Source organism: Dactylosporangium sp. McL0621 (assembly GCF_049995355.1).
Lineage (GTDB): Bacteria > Actinomycetota > Actinomycetes > Mycobacteriales > Micromonosporaceae > Dactylosporangium.
This window is the reverse complement of sequence record NZ_CP188259.1, coordinates 5,628,342-5,641,194: the sequence shown is the minus strand read 5'-3', so window position 1 is coordinate 5,641,194 and position 12,853 is coordinate 5,628,342. Positions and strand designations below refer to the sequence as shown.

Here is a 12,853-nt window from a genome sequence, read left to right as displayed (position 1 = left end):
GTGCTCAGGCCGCGATCGCGGGCACGGCCGCGGTGCGGGCCGCGTCGGCCGTCGCCCGGGCCGCGGTCACGATGCCCACGACCGCGCCGACGAGCAGCACGATCGCCCACACGATCCCGGCGATGGCGCACACGATCCCGGCCACCGCGTCGGTGATGCTCACCAGCACCCCCGGCACGACGCCGTGCAGCAGGCTCACCACCACGGTGCACAGCAGGGATGTGAGCACGAGCGCCACGAGGCCCTTGTTCTGCAGGAAGCGCTGCTGCGCCGCGGCGAGCGCGCCGGCGAACACGAACTTCAGGAACATCAGCAGCGACAGGATGACGACGGCGGTACCGCGGGGAAAGAACCCGAACCCGATCAGGTAGGCGATCGTGCCGAACGGGAACGCCAGCAGCAGGGTCACCATGAGGATCAGCTTGGCGATCGCGAGCACCAGCAGCCCGGCCGCGGCCAGCAGCAGCAGGATCGCGAAGACCAGCGTCACGATCGCCTGCAGCCGGCCCTGCAGCCGCTGCGGCACCACGAGCCCGGCCGCCATGAGCGCGACGGTGAACAGGGCGGCGGCGTCGACGAGGGCGAGGTACGGCACGCCCAGCCCGGCCGGCCGCTCGACCTGCCCGCCGGCCGGGACGTCGAGCCCGGCCGCCGCGGCTTGACCGGTCAGCGCGGTGCCGGCGTCGAACCCGCCGACGATGAGGTGCTCGCCGAGCTCGACGGCGACGACCAGCGCCATCGCGACGAGGGCGATGAGGAAGAACGGGGTGCGCAGCCGCTCGAGGTTCATCGGGCTCACTCCCCCGCCACCAGGGTCAGCACGCAGGTGCGCTCGCCCGCGCAGATGACGTCGATGTCGGCGCCGGCCCGGCCGACGGCGACACTGACCGTGGCGCCGGCCTCGACGTCGCTGCGCACGAGGGTGTCGCGGCCGGGCGCCGGGGCCTGCACCGCGAGGTTGCTGTCGCTGCGCAGCCGCACGTTGCGCTGGTCCGCCGGGGCCGCGGCGACCTTGAGCGTGCAGGTGCCGTTGGTGACCGTGAGCCGCGCCTCGCTCAGGCACGGGGCGCTCAGGTCCTTCCGGTCGGCGTCGGGGGTGCCGCCGAGCCACCGCCCGAGCCAACCGACGAACCCGCCGGGCCGCTGCAGCGCCGCGGCGTCGCCGCCGGTGTGGTTGACCGCGGAGAGCACGTACAGCACCGCGATCGCCGCCATCACGAGGATGGCGATCCGCTTCGAGCTCATGTCAGACCCCCAGCTTCGCGGTGAGCGTCGGGCTGGCCGTCCCGACGACGCCGAAGTCGTCCACGGCGGCGACCGTCCACTGGAAGGTGCCGTCGAAGTCCTGGCTGTACATGTCGTACGGGGCGGGGCTCAGGTTGGCCCGGGCCGGCTGCAGCGGCGGCACGGCCGAGCGCGTGTCGACGCGGACGATGGCCAGCGGGACGTACGCGCACGCCAGCGCGGGCGGGTTCTGCCCGATGCAGACCTTGGGCCAGTAGGCAACCGCCCAGTGGGTGACGTAGGGCTCGGCCTGGTCCCACTCCAGCTTGCCGTTCTTCATGCTGATCGTGGCGTTGTCGGCCGTCTTGGGAGCCGGCGGGGCGAGCCGCACCGCGATGACCAGCCCGACCACGTCGCCCTTCTGCAGCGTGGCCCCGGCCTTGACGCTCTGCTCGACGACGGTGTCGGTCCGGGTGGAGTCGTTGCGGTGCTTGACGACGCCGGGCACGAGCCCGTTGCGGCGCAGCTCGAACGCGGCCTGGGCCTCGTTGAGCTGGGTCACGTCGGGCACGGTGACCGGGCCCGACGCGGCGACGGCCGGCTGGGGCGCGGCCCGGTCCTCGCCGCCGCCGAGGGTCACCACGAGCGTGACCACGATGCCGGTGACGACGACGAGGCCGGTCGCGACTGCGATGATCCACAGTGGCATCCGGCGCCGCGGCGCCGCGGGCGGGGCGGGGACGTCGAAGACGATCCGGTTGCTCAGCACCGAGGACTCCTCGGGCGCCTCGCTGGACGAGTACACGCGGCCGCGGACCTCGTAGGTGCCGGGCGCGGCGCCGGCGGGGACCGCGACGGCGAGCAGGAACGACGCCGACCCGCTGGCCGCGACCTGCCGCTGCGGCTGGTCGACGGTGAACCACGCCGGGTCCGCGTTGTCGCCGGGGACGACCTCGAAGACCGCGCGGTCGGCGCGCGCCCCGGGGTTGGTGACGGTGAAGGTGGTCTCACCCTGTTTGGCGTCGTCGAGCGCGATGCGCTCGGCGGCGGTGGTGACCACCCAGCTGGTGGACATGACGGCTCCTCCTTGTCGCAGGTCAGGCGATGTCGACGGTGACGGCGGCGGGCTTCTCCAGCGCCACCGCCATCCGGATCAGCGGTAGTTGGTCGCGGGCGGCCTCGGGCACCCGCACGACGATGTGGAAGGGGCGGTCGGCGGGCTCGTCGACCGCGAATCCGCCGACGCCGGTGACGGTGCCCAGCAGCGCGCAGAGCCCGGCGGCGGTACCGCGGGCCCGCGCCAGCTCACCGGCGCGCGCGGCGAGGTCGCGGCGCCGGCCCGGGGGCAGCGAGCGCCCGAGGTGGTCCATCGCGAGCCAGCTCAGCAGGTACGGCAGGAACGCGTCCGGGGCCCGGTAGGGCGCGACGAGGTCCTCGACCGCGGCCAGCCGGCGCTCGACCGGCTCGTGCATGCCCTCCATGACGTCCAGCAGCGCGGCGAGGGGTCCGCCCCCGGCGGCCCGCTGGTAGACCGCCGGCAGCAGGCGCTCGATCTCAGTCCGTCGCATCGGTGCGCACCACCTCGATGTCGTGCTCCGCCGAGCAGAGCAGCCAGGTCTCCGGGATCGTCACCGGGCCGGTGGTCTCCCGCCCGGCGGTGAGCGCCCATCCGGCGCCGTCGTCGGTGCGGTAGACGCCGCTGCCCGTGCCGGCCAGCACCCGGCGGGGCCGGCCGCCGGGGGCGCCCGCGGCCAGCGAGGACACCGGGGCGAACCGGGTCCGGTCGCGCAGCGGCAGCCCGCTGTTGACGCTGCCCGGCACCCACTGGGGGGAGGGCGCGGCCCCGTCGAGGCGCAGCACGCCGGCGCTCTGGGTCGCGGCCAGCACCGTGGGCCCGTCGAAGTCGATGTCCCAGCAGGTGCCGCCGGACCAGCCGGCGCCGAGCCGCTCCCAGCGCACGTCGGCCTCGAACAGCCGGGCCCGGTGGCAGCCCTGGCCGGGCTTGTTCGGGTCCGACTCGCCGGCCCCGACCCACAGCACCGTGGCCGGCCCGTCGTACTGCACCTCGAGCGCCCGCGCGTCCACCTTGGCCAGCCCGATGGGCACGAACGAGCCGGCCGCGCCGCCCTCGACCGACAGATATACCCCCAGCTGGGCCTGGGCCGCGACCGCGACGCCGTGCACGCCGCGCTCGGAGACGAAGGCCCGCACGCCGGCGAAGCCCCGGTCGGGGTCGGACGGTTCGACCAGGATCTGCAGCGGTACCGCCCCCGCCTCCGCCGCGACCTCGTAGAGCCCCGCGTCCGTGGCGCACAGCAGCGCGGCCGCGCCCTCGCGGTCGATCCAGGCCACGTCGGCGACGGCGGGCTCCAGCGCGGCCACGAGCGTCCACGTCTCGCCCAGGTCGGCCGAGACCCGGACCACCGAGCCGCCGTCCGCGTCGCGGGTCACGACCGCGAGGTGCCCGGGGCGCGCGACGATGCCCGGCCGGGCCGCCTCCGGGGCGACCGCGACGATCCGCACGTCCTCGCCCGGGAACCGGCCGACCGTCTCCCAGCCGTCGCCGCCGTTGGTCGAGCGGAACAGCAGCCCGGCGCTGCCCGCGTACCAGGTGTCGCGCTGGTAGCGGTCGGCGGCCACGGCCCGCACGGCGCCGTCGGGCACCTCGTCGAGCACGAAGCGCACGTCCTCGACGTAGCGCACGCCGGGCTCGGCCTGCTCCAGCATCCGGTACACGTTCGACGCGCGCAGCGGCTCGCCGAACGCCCAGCCGGTCGGGCTGGCCGGAGTCGGCAGCGGGCTGATGGTGGCGTGCAGCCGGTCGTTGACGCGCCGCCGTACCGCGTCGACGTCCTCGTGCGGGCCGACGACGACCCGGCCGCGGACCGAGACCGCCTTGTACCGCGCCCAGCCGGCCAGGACCTTGGTGCCGAGCGCCCGCCGGGCGTCGAGGTCGCCCTGGGTCTGCGCCCGCACGTCCTCGGTCTGCCGGCCCAGCATCGTGGCCATCGGCAGCCGCCCGCCGGTCCGCGACTCCTCCCCGACGTGCGGTACGAGCACCACCTCGACCTCGCCGGGGCGCGCGAACGCCCACATGCTGCTGCGGGTGAACGCCTTGGCGCGCGCCACGGCCGGGGACGCCGACGTGGCCAGCAGCTCGAAGTCGCGGGCGGTGACGGCCCGGCGCAGCGCGAAGAACTCGTACGGGCCGCGGGTCAGCGCCGCCTCGGTCCGCTCCATCTCGCGGCCGCCGACCGCCGGGTCGGGGTTGGTGACGCGCACGCCCGGGATCGGCTCGCGCAGCGCGGTGAGCGTGCCCGCGGCGACGTTGCCGGACGGGCCGCCGCCGGTGCGGTACCACAGCCGCACCTCGCGCCCCGCGGCCGGGACCGCCGCGACCGGCACCCCGGCGTCGTCGACCGCCGGGGCGAACGTGACCGTGCCGGTGCTGCGGTCGAGCAGGTACACGCGGGCGTCCGGGGCCAGGCCGGCGAACCCGTCCACCGGATGCCAGATCTCGAAGGAGCGGCCGCCGAAGTCCCGGGCCGCCGCGCCGTCGGCGACCTCGCCCGCCGGGGTCTCGACGCCGAGCATGACGTCGAACGGCTCGGTGGTGGTGACGAGCGGGGCGTGCGCGGTGCGCAGCACCTGGCCGGGCCGGCCGGTGCCGAGGCCGAGCAGCTCGGCGGCGACCGGCTCGCAGTGGTGCCCGCGGACGCTCGCCTCCGCGGCGCCCTCGGCGAGCACGACCGGCTCGGTCGTCACGAACACCACCGGGCGCGGGTCGGCGCCGGCCGCGGCGAGGACCGCGGTGCCGGCCGGGATGCCCACGCGCGGCCGGTCCTCGCCGGTGCGGGCGAAGGTGAGCGCCGTCCACGCGGCGGCGGGCGGGCGGCGGGCCACCCCGAGCAGGTTCAGGAACTCGACGTACGTCTTCTCCGGGACGCGGTTGAGCCGGTACAGCAGCACCTCGGTCAGGTGCGCGAACGCCTCGACCAGGGTGATGCCGGGATCGTGCACGGACAGGTCGGTCCACTCGGGACAGGTGCGGGCGATGCGCTCGCGGGCCTCGCGGACGAGGTCGGCGAAGGCGCGGTCGTCGAGGTTCGGGGCTGGAAGGCTCATGACGGGCTCCTCATGCGGGTGTACCGGGCTCGGCCGGGGCGAGGTCCAGGGGCAGGTCGATGACGCCGAGCGCGGCCGTGGCCCGCACCCGGTAGCGCAGCCGGATGTTGAGCCGCGTCGGGCGGTCGGGGTCCGCCGCCGCGTCGAGCTCGACGATGTCGGCGCGCGGCTCCCAGCGCTGGACCGCTTGGCGCACGTAGTGCACGGCGAGCCCGGCGGTGGTCTGGTCGTTCGGCGCGAACAGGAGCCGGTTCAGGTGGCAGCCGTACTCCGGCCGCATCAGCCGCTCGCCGGGGGTGATCGCGAGCAGCAGCAGGAGCGCCTGCCGTACGGCCGCGTCGCCCTCCACCATGGACAGCGTCCCGGCCGCGGTGACCGCGAGGCCGTTGTCGAGGAAGCGGATCGCCCTCATGCGTCGGCCCCCGCGAGGCCCTGGCCGGGATCCCGGACGGTGTAGTGCACGGTGCCGGGTACCGTGCCGTCGGTGAGCCCGTCCAGGTTGGACAGCACGATCCGGCGGCCGTCGATGCGCAGCCACGAGCTGTAGCCGGCGCTCACGGCGAGCGTCGTGGTGCACGGCTTCATCGTCGGGCCGATGTTCGGGCAGCCGGCGATGGGCCGCCGCTCGGGGTCGGCGTCGACGAGCACGGGGCGGCCGGCGGCCCGCACCCACGTCTGCGAGGCCGCGTTCTGCACGCGGCCGTCGTGCCCGCAGCGGACCACGGCGGCCAGGGTCACGAGCTTCACGAGGGACCTCCCGGGACGGCGATGATCGCGTGTTCGAAGTCGACGGTGCCGGCCCGGACCGTGATGCCGTGGCCGGGCGCCTCCAGCACCAGGTCGCTCGCGGCGTGCAGGCGCAGCAGGTCGGGGCCCAGCTCCACGTAGGAGCCGGCGTCGTTCTGCAGGCGCAGCGACCGGCGCTCGTCGTCGACGACGACGGACTGGCCGGACGCGGTCCGCATCGACCAGCGCCGGACGCGGCCGCCCTCGACCCCGGCCCCGTCGGGCGCGGCCGCGGTGCCGTAGAGGGAGCCGACGACGAGCGCGCCGCCGTACGCGTCCTGGGGCAGCGCCACCAGCACCGCGTCGCCGACGTCGGGCAGCACCACGAGGCCGCGGCCGGCGCCCGCCCCCGGCACGAGCACCGGCAGCCAGCCCAGGTCGAGCCCCGCGACGGCGCCGAGCCCGACGCGGACCCGGCCGCAGCCGTCGGGGTCGCCGACGTCCGTGACCGTGCCCAGCGTGAGCGCCGCCCCGCCGCGGGACGCGGGGCGCTCCGGCGGCCGGGTGGACACGGCGGCCAGGTACCCGTCGGCGTCGACGGTGGTGACCACCTGGGTCAGCACGTAGCCGCCGTCGAGGGCCGGAGCGATCCCGTCGACCCGGACCCGCCCGCCCGGCCGCAGCCGCGGGTCGCCGTCGGCCACCCCGTCGAGCACCACCGTGCGGGCGTCGCTGGCGTCGAGGGCCGCCTGCGCGACCGCCTGCAGCTCCTCCGCCCCGCCGGCGGCCTCGTCGAGCAGCGTCAGGGTGCCCGCGCCGCCGTCGGTGCCCGGGCTGGGGCGCAGCCCGATGTCCCGGCCGCCGCCGGGCCGCTCGGCCGAGGCCGTCAGCAGGTCGGCGGTGCGGGGCCGCCAGGCCGACGCGGTGCACCGGGCCGCGGCGCGCTCCAGGCTGGCGGTGACCTCGGCGCGGTGGAGGTTGCGGCCGTACCGCAGCCCGACCGCCTCGCCGTGGCCGGCCAGCGACACCAGGCGCAGCGCCGCGCCGTCCACCGCCGCGTAGAGCCCGACCCGGGCGAGCGTGGCGACCAGCACCTCCAGGTCGCGCTGGCGGTGCTGCACGATCCGCTCGAAGCGCGGCCCGCGCTCCCCGGCCTCGACGCTCAGCCCGATCCCGCCGGCGATCGCCTCGGCGAGCCCGGCGGCGTCCACGTTCTCGAAGCACCGCGGGGTCTGCCGCTTGCGCAGCCGGTGCAGCGCGTCGTAGGCGACGAGCCGCGACCCGGCCTCGCCGTCGGCGGCGCGGACCACGTCGGCCCCGGTGACCTCCCCGGCGAACAGGTCCTGCCCGTCGCCGGCCACCCGCACGGTGATCGCGGCGCCGAGCAGCTCCGTCGCCCGGCCCAGCGGGTCGTCGAGGGTGAGCTCGCACTGCGCGGGCTGGGAGAGCCGCCGCGCCACGCGGACCGCCCGCACCCGGCACCCGTCGGGCAGCGGTGCGCCCCCGGCCCGCACCTCGACCGCGGGGATCACGACGCGCTCCCGTCCGGCGGCACGGCCAGGACGGTGCCCGCGGTGACGGCTAGGGGGTCGTCGACGTCGTTGTGGGCGGCCAGCTCGCGCCAGCGCATCGGGCTGCCGAGCGCCTCGGCGGCGAGCAGGTCCAGGCGGGCCGAGCCGGGGGCCCCGTCCGGCCGCCCGCCGTCGCCGATCGCCTCGACCGCGGCCGGGCGGTCGGCGCCGGCCGTGGCGGTCGCGGAGCGGGTCAGCTCGTCGTCGAACGAGCGGGCCGAGGCGGCGTCCGGCTCGCCGACGCGCAGCAGCTTCAGCCGGATCCAGGAGCGCCCCGGCGCGCCACCGGAGTTGAACGCGTCGAACCGCTCGGCGATCGCCGACACGACGCAGGGCACGTTCCACGACTTGCCCCACACGAGCCGGATGAGCGGCGGCCGGCCGTTGCCCAGCTCCTGGGCGGAGTTCTCGGCCAGGTTCCACAGCCGCGCGGTCAGCGCGCGCACGTCCTGCGGCGCCCCGGCCGTCTCCATCAGCCCGACGTCGAAGACCATGTCGAGCTGCAGCTCGGTGCGGCCGCCGCCGGTGTAGCGCACCGGGTCGTCGGCCCGGCCGCGCCCGACGATGGGCTCGGCCCCGGCCGCCGGGGTGCGCACCCCGGCGAGCCGCCTGACCTCGAAGGTCTCCGGGTTGAGCAGGCAGTCGATCCGCTCACCGGTCGTGTCGACGATGAACGCTACGCGTTCCATGGCAGTCCTCGCTGTTCCTCGTCCAGGTACCGGTCGCGCTCACGCCGCCGCGGGCGCGGCGCGACCGTCCACTGTGCTGTGTCGTCGGGCAGTTCGGGCCAGTCCCCCGGCCGGATCGCGCCGGGGCTCCCGTCCCATCCCGGGCTCGCGGCCTCGTCCACGTTCGCGACCGGGCCGATGGCCGGCATCGGCTCGCCGCGGCCCGGGTCACCGATTCGCGGCCGAACCTCCGGCCGGCCGTCCGGCGCGGACGACGGCCATCGGGAAGACGGCCGAATGTCCGGCGCGGACGACGGCCACCCGGAAGCCGGCCGAATGTCCGGCGCGGACGACGGCCACCCGGAAGCCGGCCGAGCGTCCGGCGGGGACGAAGGCCGCCCGAATACCGGGCGAGCGCGCACCAGCTCGAGGTCGGTCCCAACCGGTCGGGGCGCCGCATTGTCCGGTGTGGACAGTGCGACGGAGGCCGGTGCGGACGGGCCCGGCGAGTCCGGTGTGGACAGTTCCGGGAACCGTGCCGTCGAGAAGCCCGCCGACGGCCCCGCGCCCACGGGAGCGCGGCGGTTGACCGCGTCGAGCCAGTGCTGCGGAGGTCGCGCCGGCCTGGACGGCGGGGTCAGGTCCGGTGGCAGATCCAGGTCCACGTCGGCTTCGAGCGGGAGCAGCGGGTCTTCGAACGGGAACGGCGGGTCGAGGACCGGCGGGGGCGGCGCCGCCAGGCGGTCGGCCAGGCGCTCGGCCCGCTCGGCGAGCCGGCGCGCCCGGGCCGCCCCGCGGCGCAGCCCCGCGGCGAGGCCGTTACGCAGTCGCCGCCGCGCCACCGCCGGCCTCCCGCTGCAGACCCTCGTGCGCCAGCGACAGCGTCTCGATGGCCAGCTCCCGGCTCATGGCGTCCAGCGGCGACCCGTACCACTCCTGCGGCCAGGCGTTGATGAGGTTCCAGCGCAGCACCTCGGTGGAGCCGGACGAGTCGAGCAGCACGATCGAGGCGTTGCGGCGGCTGACCCGGCCCTCGACCGCGGTCATGAGCCACTCCCACAGGTCGGCCGAGCGGGTCAGGCCGAAGCGCAGCGTGACCGGCGGATAGGTCACGCGGCTCGGGATCGCGCGCACGACGCTGTTGTTGCCGGCCTCGCGGTACGAGATCCGCTCGACCTTGACCCCGAGCCCGGTCACCTCCGTGAAGTGGCCCTCGGTCACGTTGTTGACGAGCAGCTTGAAGTTGTAGGCCCGGTAGGGGTCGACCCAGTTGCCGGGCTGGGCCGCCGGGGTCGCGGCGGGCGCGCTCAGTGGCGTGGTCATTGGCGGGGCTCCCTTACTGCGCTTCGGTGCCGACGGACGACTGGCTGAGCTTGAACACGACGAACTCGGCCGGCTTCACCGGCGCGACCCCGATGAGCGCGACGACCTGGCCGGCGTCGCGCACCTCCGGCGGGTTGGTCTCCGCGTCGCACTTGACGAAGAAGGCCTGCTGCGGCGAGGCGCCCATGAGCGCGCCGTCGCGCCAGACCCGGGTGAGAAACGCGCCGACGTCGCGGCGGATCGAGCGCCACAGCTGCTCGTCGTTGGGCTCGAAGACGATCCAGCGGGTACCGTCGGCGATGGACTCCTTGAGCATGCTGAACAGCCGCCGCACGTTGAGGTAGCGCCACTCCGACGCCTCGGCGGCCAGCGTGCGGGCGCCCCACACGCGGATGCCCTCGGCCGGGAAGTAGCGGATGCAGTTGACCCCGGCCGGGTTGAGCACCTCCTGCTCGGCGCGGGTGATGCGGTACGTGAGGTCGAGCGCCCCGCGCACCGGCTCGTTGGCGGGCGCCTTGTGCACGCCCCGCAGCGTGTCGGTCCGCGCCCAGATGCCGGCCACGTGGCCGCTCGGCGGCGTCGGCACGATCTCGCCGGTGATCGGGTCGCGCACGACGAGCCACGGCAGGTAGAAGGTGCCGTAGTCGGACTGGCGCGGCCGCAGCGCGCCGTCGTTGACCGGAGCCGGCGGGGCGTCGCCGTCGCCCTTGGGCTTCTTCGGCACGGCGGCGGTCGCGACGCGGGTGAACCGCTCGACCTCGGCCGGCTCCTCGGGCGGGTCGAGGATCGCGACCCGGTCGCCGAGGGCCTCGCAGTGCTTGAGCAGCTCCTCGTGGGAGGCCGCGTCGCTGTAGCCGGGCGCGGCCACGATCGCGATCTCGTCGATGGCCTCGAGCAGGCCGAGGCCGCTGCGGGCGCGCCCGGTGCCGCCGATCGGCTCGCCCGGGCCGACGTTCACGACGTAGCAGCGGCCGCCGCCGTTGTCGAAGAAGCCGTACACGGCGCGGGACAGCGCGGTGCTGCTGCCGGGCCCCTCGCCGCCGAAGGCGCGCAGGAACTCCGACCACGACCCGATCGCGACGGCCTCGTTGCGCCGCGCGCCGCCGTCCGGGGCGGTGCCGACGAAGCCGGCGGTGCTCGTGCCCACCGCCCCGATCGGCCGGGCGCCGCCGCTGACCTCTTCGACGTAGATGCCGGGTGATGCGTAGTGGGGCATGTCAGTCCTCTCTGAACTCGCAGCGGATCACCGCGGGCTGACCGTCCGCGGGAACCTGGTGTTGGAAGTGCCGGCCGCGGCCGCTGAGCCGCAGCGCGACCGGGCCGCCGGCGACCGCGCCGGGCAGCGCGAACCGCCCGGCGCGATCGGTCTCGGCGCCGACCCGCCCGTCCGCGGTCTCGACCCGCATCCCGGGCAGCGGCACGCCGCCGGGGCCGAGCACGGTGCCGTGCAGGGTCGCCATCGGCGCGGTCCGCAGTTGCAGCGGCGCGGTGACCCGCGGCACGGCCCGCACGGGGCGCTCGAGCCGGGCGACGACGTCGAGGTGGAAGGCGGGGCGCGGGGCCAGTCCGGCGCTGAGCCACAGCTCGGCGGGGACCGGCTCGAACACCGCGGGGTGCGGGCCGCCGACCGTGGCCTGCAGGAGCCGGTCCAGCGAGGCGAGGTCGTCGGGGCGGCCGGCGCAGCACAGGTACCGCAGCCGCAGCCGTACCGCCGCGACGCCCTCGCCCGGGCGCAGCTGCTGCTCCGGCAGCAGGCCGAGCAGCCAGAGGTACACCTGCGACCGATCGCCGGCCGGTGGGCCGGACGCGACCGTCAGGCCGGCCGCCCGCGCCCACGCCAGCAGCTCCTCGGTCGCGGCTGGGATGACGCCGGAGGCGGGCATCGCCGGCTACATCTCCTCGTCGGAGAAGAGCTTCAGCGGCGCCTGGGCGATCGGCCGGTCGCGCTCGTCGAGCGCGACGAAGATCGAGTTGTAGTCCGGCTCCTCGTCGTCGCCGACCTCGTCGGGCTCCTCGTCGAGGAAGTACACCAGCAGCACCAGGAACGGCAGGATCGGTGCGACCGACTGCTGCAGGGTGGTACCGCCCCCCGACGGGCCGCCGTCGCCGCCACCGCCGCCGTCGCCCCCGCCGCCGCCGGTCTTGGGCCGCGGCTTGCCGAGCACGGACGGCGCGCCGACCACCTCCCCGCCGAAGATCAGCCGGGCCGTGCGGGACAGGCCGCTGGCGAAGTCGAGGGCCCAGGCCAGCTGGCGGTGCAGGAACAGCCGCTTGTCGGTGCGCCGCAGGTACTCGTTGAGCGCCTGGTGCGCCTCCCGCGGCTTGCGGAGGATGTCGAGCGTCTCCGCGCTCGTGTCGCCGGACTCGCGGCGCGCCTTGGCCCGCTCGTCGAGCAGGCGGTTCCAGGCGAAGAACGAGCGCAGCATCACGTCGAACACGAACGGGGCGAGCGGGTTGTTGATCCCGTCGACGGTGCGGACTGCGTGCCGGCCCTCGCCGTTGGCCTGGAAGAAGATGTCGCCGGTCTCGAGGTCGACGACGTGGCGGTGCTCGGCATAGCCGTCCAGGCCGTGGTTGAACCGGCGCGTGCTGGCCAGGTACTGGATGATGAGGTACTTGCCCTTGCGGGAGACCTTCACGTGCGAGCGCTCGATGATGTTGCTGCCGAGGGCGGTCAGCGACTCCATCGTGGCGATCCGCTCGGGCGTGAGCTCCTCCTGGGTCAGGGCCCGGGGCACGTACCCCTCGTCCTGGCCGGCCCACTCCAGCGGCAGCTCGGTCATCCAGGCGTCGCGGCGCGGTGACGGCGCGAAGCAGCTCAGCAGCGCCGCGATGACCTCGCTGTAGTCGCCGGACCGGTAGTACCGCGCCCGGGCGAGCTCGCTGAGCTGACCGCCGTAGATGAGGGTCGAGTACTTGTGCCCCTTGTCGTCGATGACCACCCACGTGCGCTTCTTCCACTTCGCCGCCTTGACCGCCGCGGCGTGCGTGGTGACCCACTCGATGGTCTTGTCGTCGACGCCCTCGGACTGGAAGTCGTCGTCGCGCGCCATGCCCCAGATCGCCGACGGCGCCTTGACGCGGTCGAACTCGAGAAGCGACAGCACCGTGAGCTCGTGGCGCGTGAACCGCGCCAGCCGGCCGACGTTGACGCCGATCCGCAGGTACGGACCGCGGTACCGGAGCAGGGGACGGAAGAGATGCATGGGGCGTTTC

Annotated in this window: 14 protein-coding genes; all 14 read right to left on the bottom strand. The window is 75.6% G+C overall.

Going from position 1 to position 12,853, the window contains the following annotated elements; genetic code table 11:
• Nucleotides 1-4 precede the first annotated feature (4 nt).
• From ACPPVO_RS26605 to ACPPVO_RS26540, 14 genes are read right to left on the bottom strand one after another with little or no spacing between them, the layout of a single operon-like run.
• Complete coding sequence (locus ACPPVO_RS26605) at nt 5-790, bottom strand: hypothetical protein (RefSeq protein ID WP_426513868.1); 786 nt, start codon at nt 788-790, stop codon at nt 5-7.
• A gap of 5 nt (nt 791-795) precedes the next feature.
• A complete protein-coding gene (locus ACPPVO_RS26600; RefSeq protein WP_426513867.1) occupies nt 796-1,245 on the bottom strand; it encodes a hypothetical protein in 450 nt (149 codons plus the stop codon).
• 1 nt (nt 1,246) lies between these two features.
• On the bottom strand, nt 1,247-2,299 hold the full coding sequence (locus ACPPVO_RS26595) for a PASTA domain-containing protein (RefSeq protein WP_426513866.1): 1,053 nt from the start codon (nt 2,297-2,299) through the stop codon (nt 1,247-1,249).
• A 22-nt stretch (nt 2,300-2,321) separates the two neighbouring features.
• Nucleotides 2,322-2,792, bottom strand: coding sequence for a phage tail protein (locus tag ACPPVO_RS26590; RefSeq protein WP_426513865.1), 471 nt, complete (start codon nt 2,790-2,792; stop codon nt 2,322-2,324).
• Nucleotides 2,779-5,349 (bottom strand): baseplate J/gp47 family protein, encoded by a 2,571-nt coding sequence (locus ACPPVO_RS26585; protein ID WP_426513864.1) that lies wholly within the window; start codon nt 5,347-5,349, stop codon nt 2,779-2,781. The genes ACPPVO_RS26590 and ACPPVO_RS26585 overlap by 14 nt, the downstream gene beginning before the upstream one ends.
• 10 nt (nt 5,350-5,359) lie before the next feature.
• Nucleotides 5,360-5,761 (bottom strand): GPW/gp25 family protein, encoded by a 402-nt coding sequence (locus ACPPVO_RS26580; RefSeq protein ID WP_360385696.1) that lies wholly within the window; start codon nt 5,759-5,761, stop codon nt 5,360-5,362.
• A complete protein-coding gene (locus ACPPVO_RS26575; protein WP_426513863.1) occupies nt 5,758-6,096 on the bottom strand; it encodes a hypothetical protein in 339 nt (112 codons plus the stop codon). Before ACPPVO_RS26575 ends, ACPPVO_RS26580 begins: the two co-directional genes overlap by 4 nt.
• Complete coding sequence (locus ACPPVO_RS26570) at nt 6,093-7,607, bottom strand: phage baseplate assembly protein V (protein WP_426513862.1); 1,515 nt, start codon at nt 7,605-7,607, stop codon at nt 6,093-6,095. The genes ACPPVO_RS26575 and ACPPVO_RS26570 overlap by 4 nt, the downstream gene beginning before the upstream one ends.
• Nucleotides 7,604-8,335 (bottom strand): hypothetical protein, encoded by a 732-nt coding sequence (locus ACPPVO_RS26565; protein WP_426513861.1) that lies wholly within the window; start codon nt 8,333-8,335, stop codon nt 7,604-7,606. The genes ACPPVO_RS26570 and ACPPVO_RS26565 overlap by 4 nt, the downstream gene beginning before the upstream one ends.
• A complete protein-coding gene (locus ACPPVO_RS26560) occupies nt 8,323-9,156 on the bottom strand; it encodes a hypothetical protein (RefSeq protein ID WP_426513860.1) in 834 nt (277 codons plus the stop codon). Before ACPPVO_RS26560 ends, ACPPVO_RS26565 begins: the two co-directional genes overlap by 13 nt.
• A complete protein-coding gene (locus ACPPVO_RS26555; RefSeq protein ID WP_426513859.1) occupies nt 9,134-9,637 on the bottom strand; it encodes a phage tail protein in 504 nt (167 codons plus the stop codon). Before ACPPVO_RS26555 ends, ACPPVO_RS26560 begins: the two co-directional genes overlap by 23 nt.
• A 13-nt stretch (nt 9,638-9,650) precedes the next feature.
• Nucleotides 9,651-10,853 carry a phage tail sheath family protein gene (locus ACPPVO_RS26550; RefSeq protein WP_426513858.1) on the bottom strand — a complete coding sequence of 401 codons (1,203 nt, stop codon included), beginning with the start codon at nt 10,851-10,853 and terminating at the stop codon, nt 9,651-9,653.
• Between the two features lies 1 nt (nt 10,854).
• Nucleotides 10,855-11,520 carry a carboxypeptidase-like regulatory domain-containing protein gene (locus ACPPVO_RS26545; RefSeq protein WP_426513857.1) on the bottom strand — a complete coding sequence of 222 codons (666 nt, stop codon included), beginning with the start codon at nt 11,518-11,520 and terminating at the stop codon, nt 10,855-10,857.
• 6 nt (nt 11,521-11,526) lie between these two features.
• Nucleotides 11,527-12,843, bottom strand: a complete 1,317-nt coding sequence (locus ACPPVO_RS26540) for a hypothetical protein (protein ID WP_426513856.1) — start codon at nt 12,841-12,843, stop codon at nt 11,527-11,529.
• Nucleotides 12,844-12,853 lie beyond the last annotated feature (10 nt).

What these genes read in the sequence shown, in the direction of transcription:
- ACPPVO_RS26605 (WP_426513868.1), bottom strand. Translation starts at nt 790, where the DNA reads ATGAACCTCGAGCGGCTGCGCACCCCGTTCTTCCTCATCGCCCTCGTC.
- ACPPVO_RS26600 (WP_426513867.1), bottom strand. Translation starts at nt 1,245, where the DNA reads ATGAGCTCGAAGCGGATCGCCATCCTCGTGATGGCGGCGATCGCGGTG.
- ACPPVO_RS26595 (WP_426513866.1), bottom strand. Translation starts at nt 2,299, where the DNA reads ATGTCCACCAGCTGGGTGGTCACCACCGCCGCCGAGCGCATCGCGCTC.
- ACPPVO_RS26590 (WP_426513865.1), bottom strand. Translation starts at nt 2,792, where the DNA reads ATGCGACGGACTGAGATCGAGCGCCTGCTGCCGGCGGTCTACCAGCGG.
- ACPPVO_RS26585 (WP_426513864.1), bottom strand. Translation starts at nt 5,349, where the DNA reads ATGAGCCTTCCAGCCCCGAACCTCGACGACCGCGCCTTCGCCGACCTC.
- ACPPVO_RS26580 (WP_360385696.1), bottom strand. Translation starts at nt 5,761, where the DNA reads ATGAGGGCGATCCGCTTCCTCGACAACGGCCTCGCGGTCACCGCGGCC.
- ACPPVO_RS26565 (WP_426513861.1), bottom strand. Translation starts at nt 8,335, where the DNA reads ATGGAACGCGTAGCGTTCATCGTCGACACGACCGGTGAGCGGATCGAC.
- ACPPVO_RS26555 (WP_426513859.1), bottom strand. Translation starts at nt 9,637, where the DNA reads ATGACCACGCCACTGAGCGCGCCCGCCGCGACCCCGGCGGCCCAGCCC.
- ACPPVO_RS26550 (WP_426513858.1), bottom strand. Translation starts at nt 10,853, where the DNA reads ATGCCCCACTACGCATCACCCGGCATCTACGTCGAAGAGGTCAGCGGC.
- ACPPVO_RS26545 (WP_426513857.1), bottom strand. Translation starts at nt 11,520, where the DNA reads ATGCCCGCCTCCGGCGTCATCCCAGCCGCGACCGAGGAGCTGCTGGCG.
- ACPPVO_RS26540 (WP_426513856.1), bottom strand. Translation starts at nt 12,843, where the DNA reads ATGCATCTCTTCCGTCCCCTGCTCCGGTACCGCGGTCCGTACCTGCGG.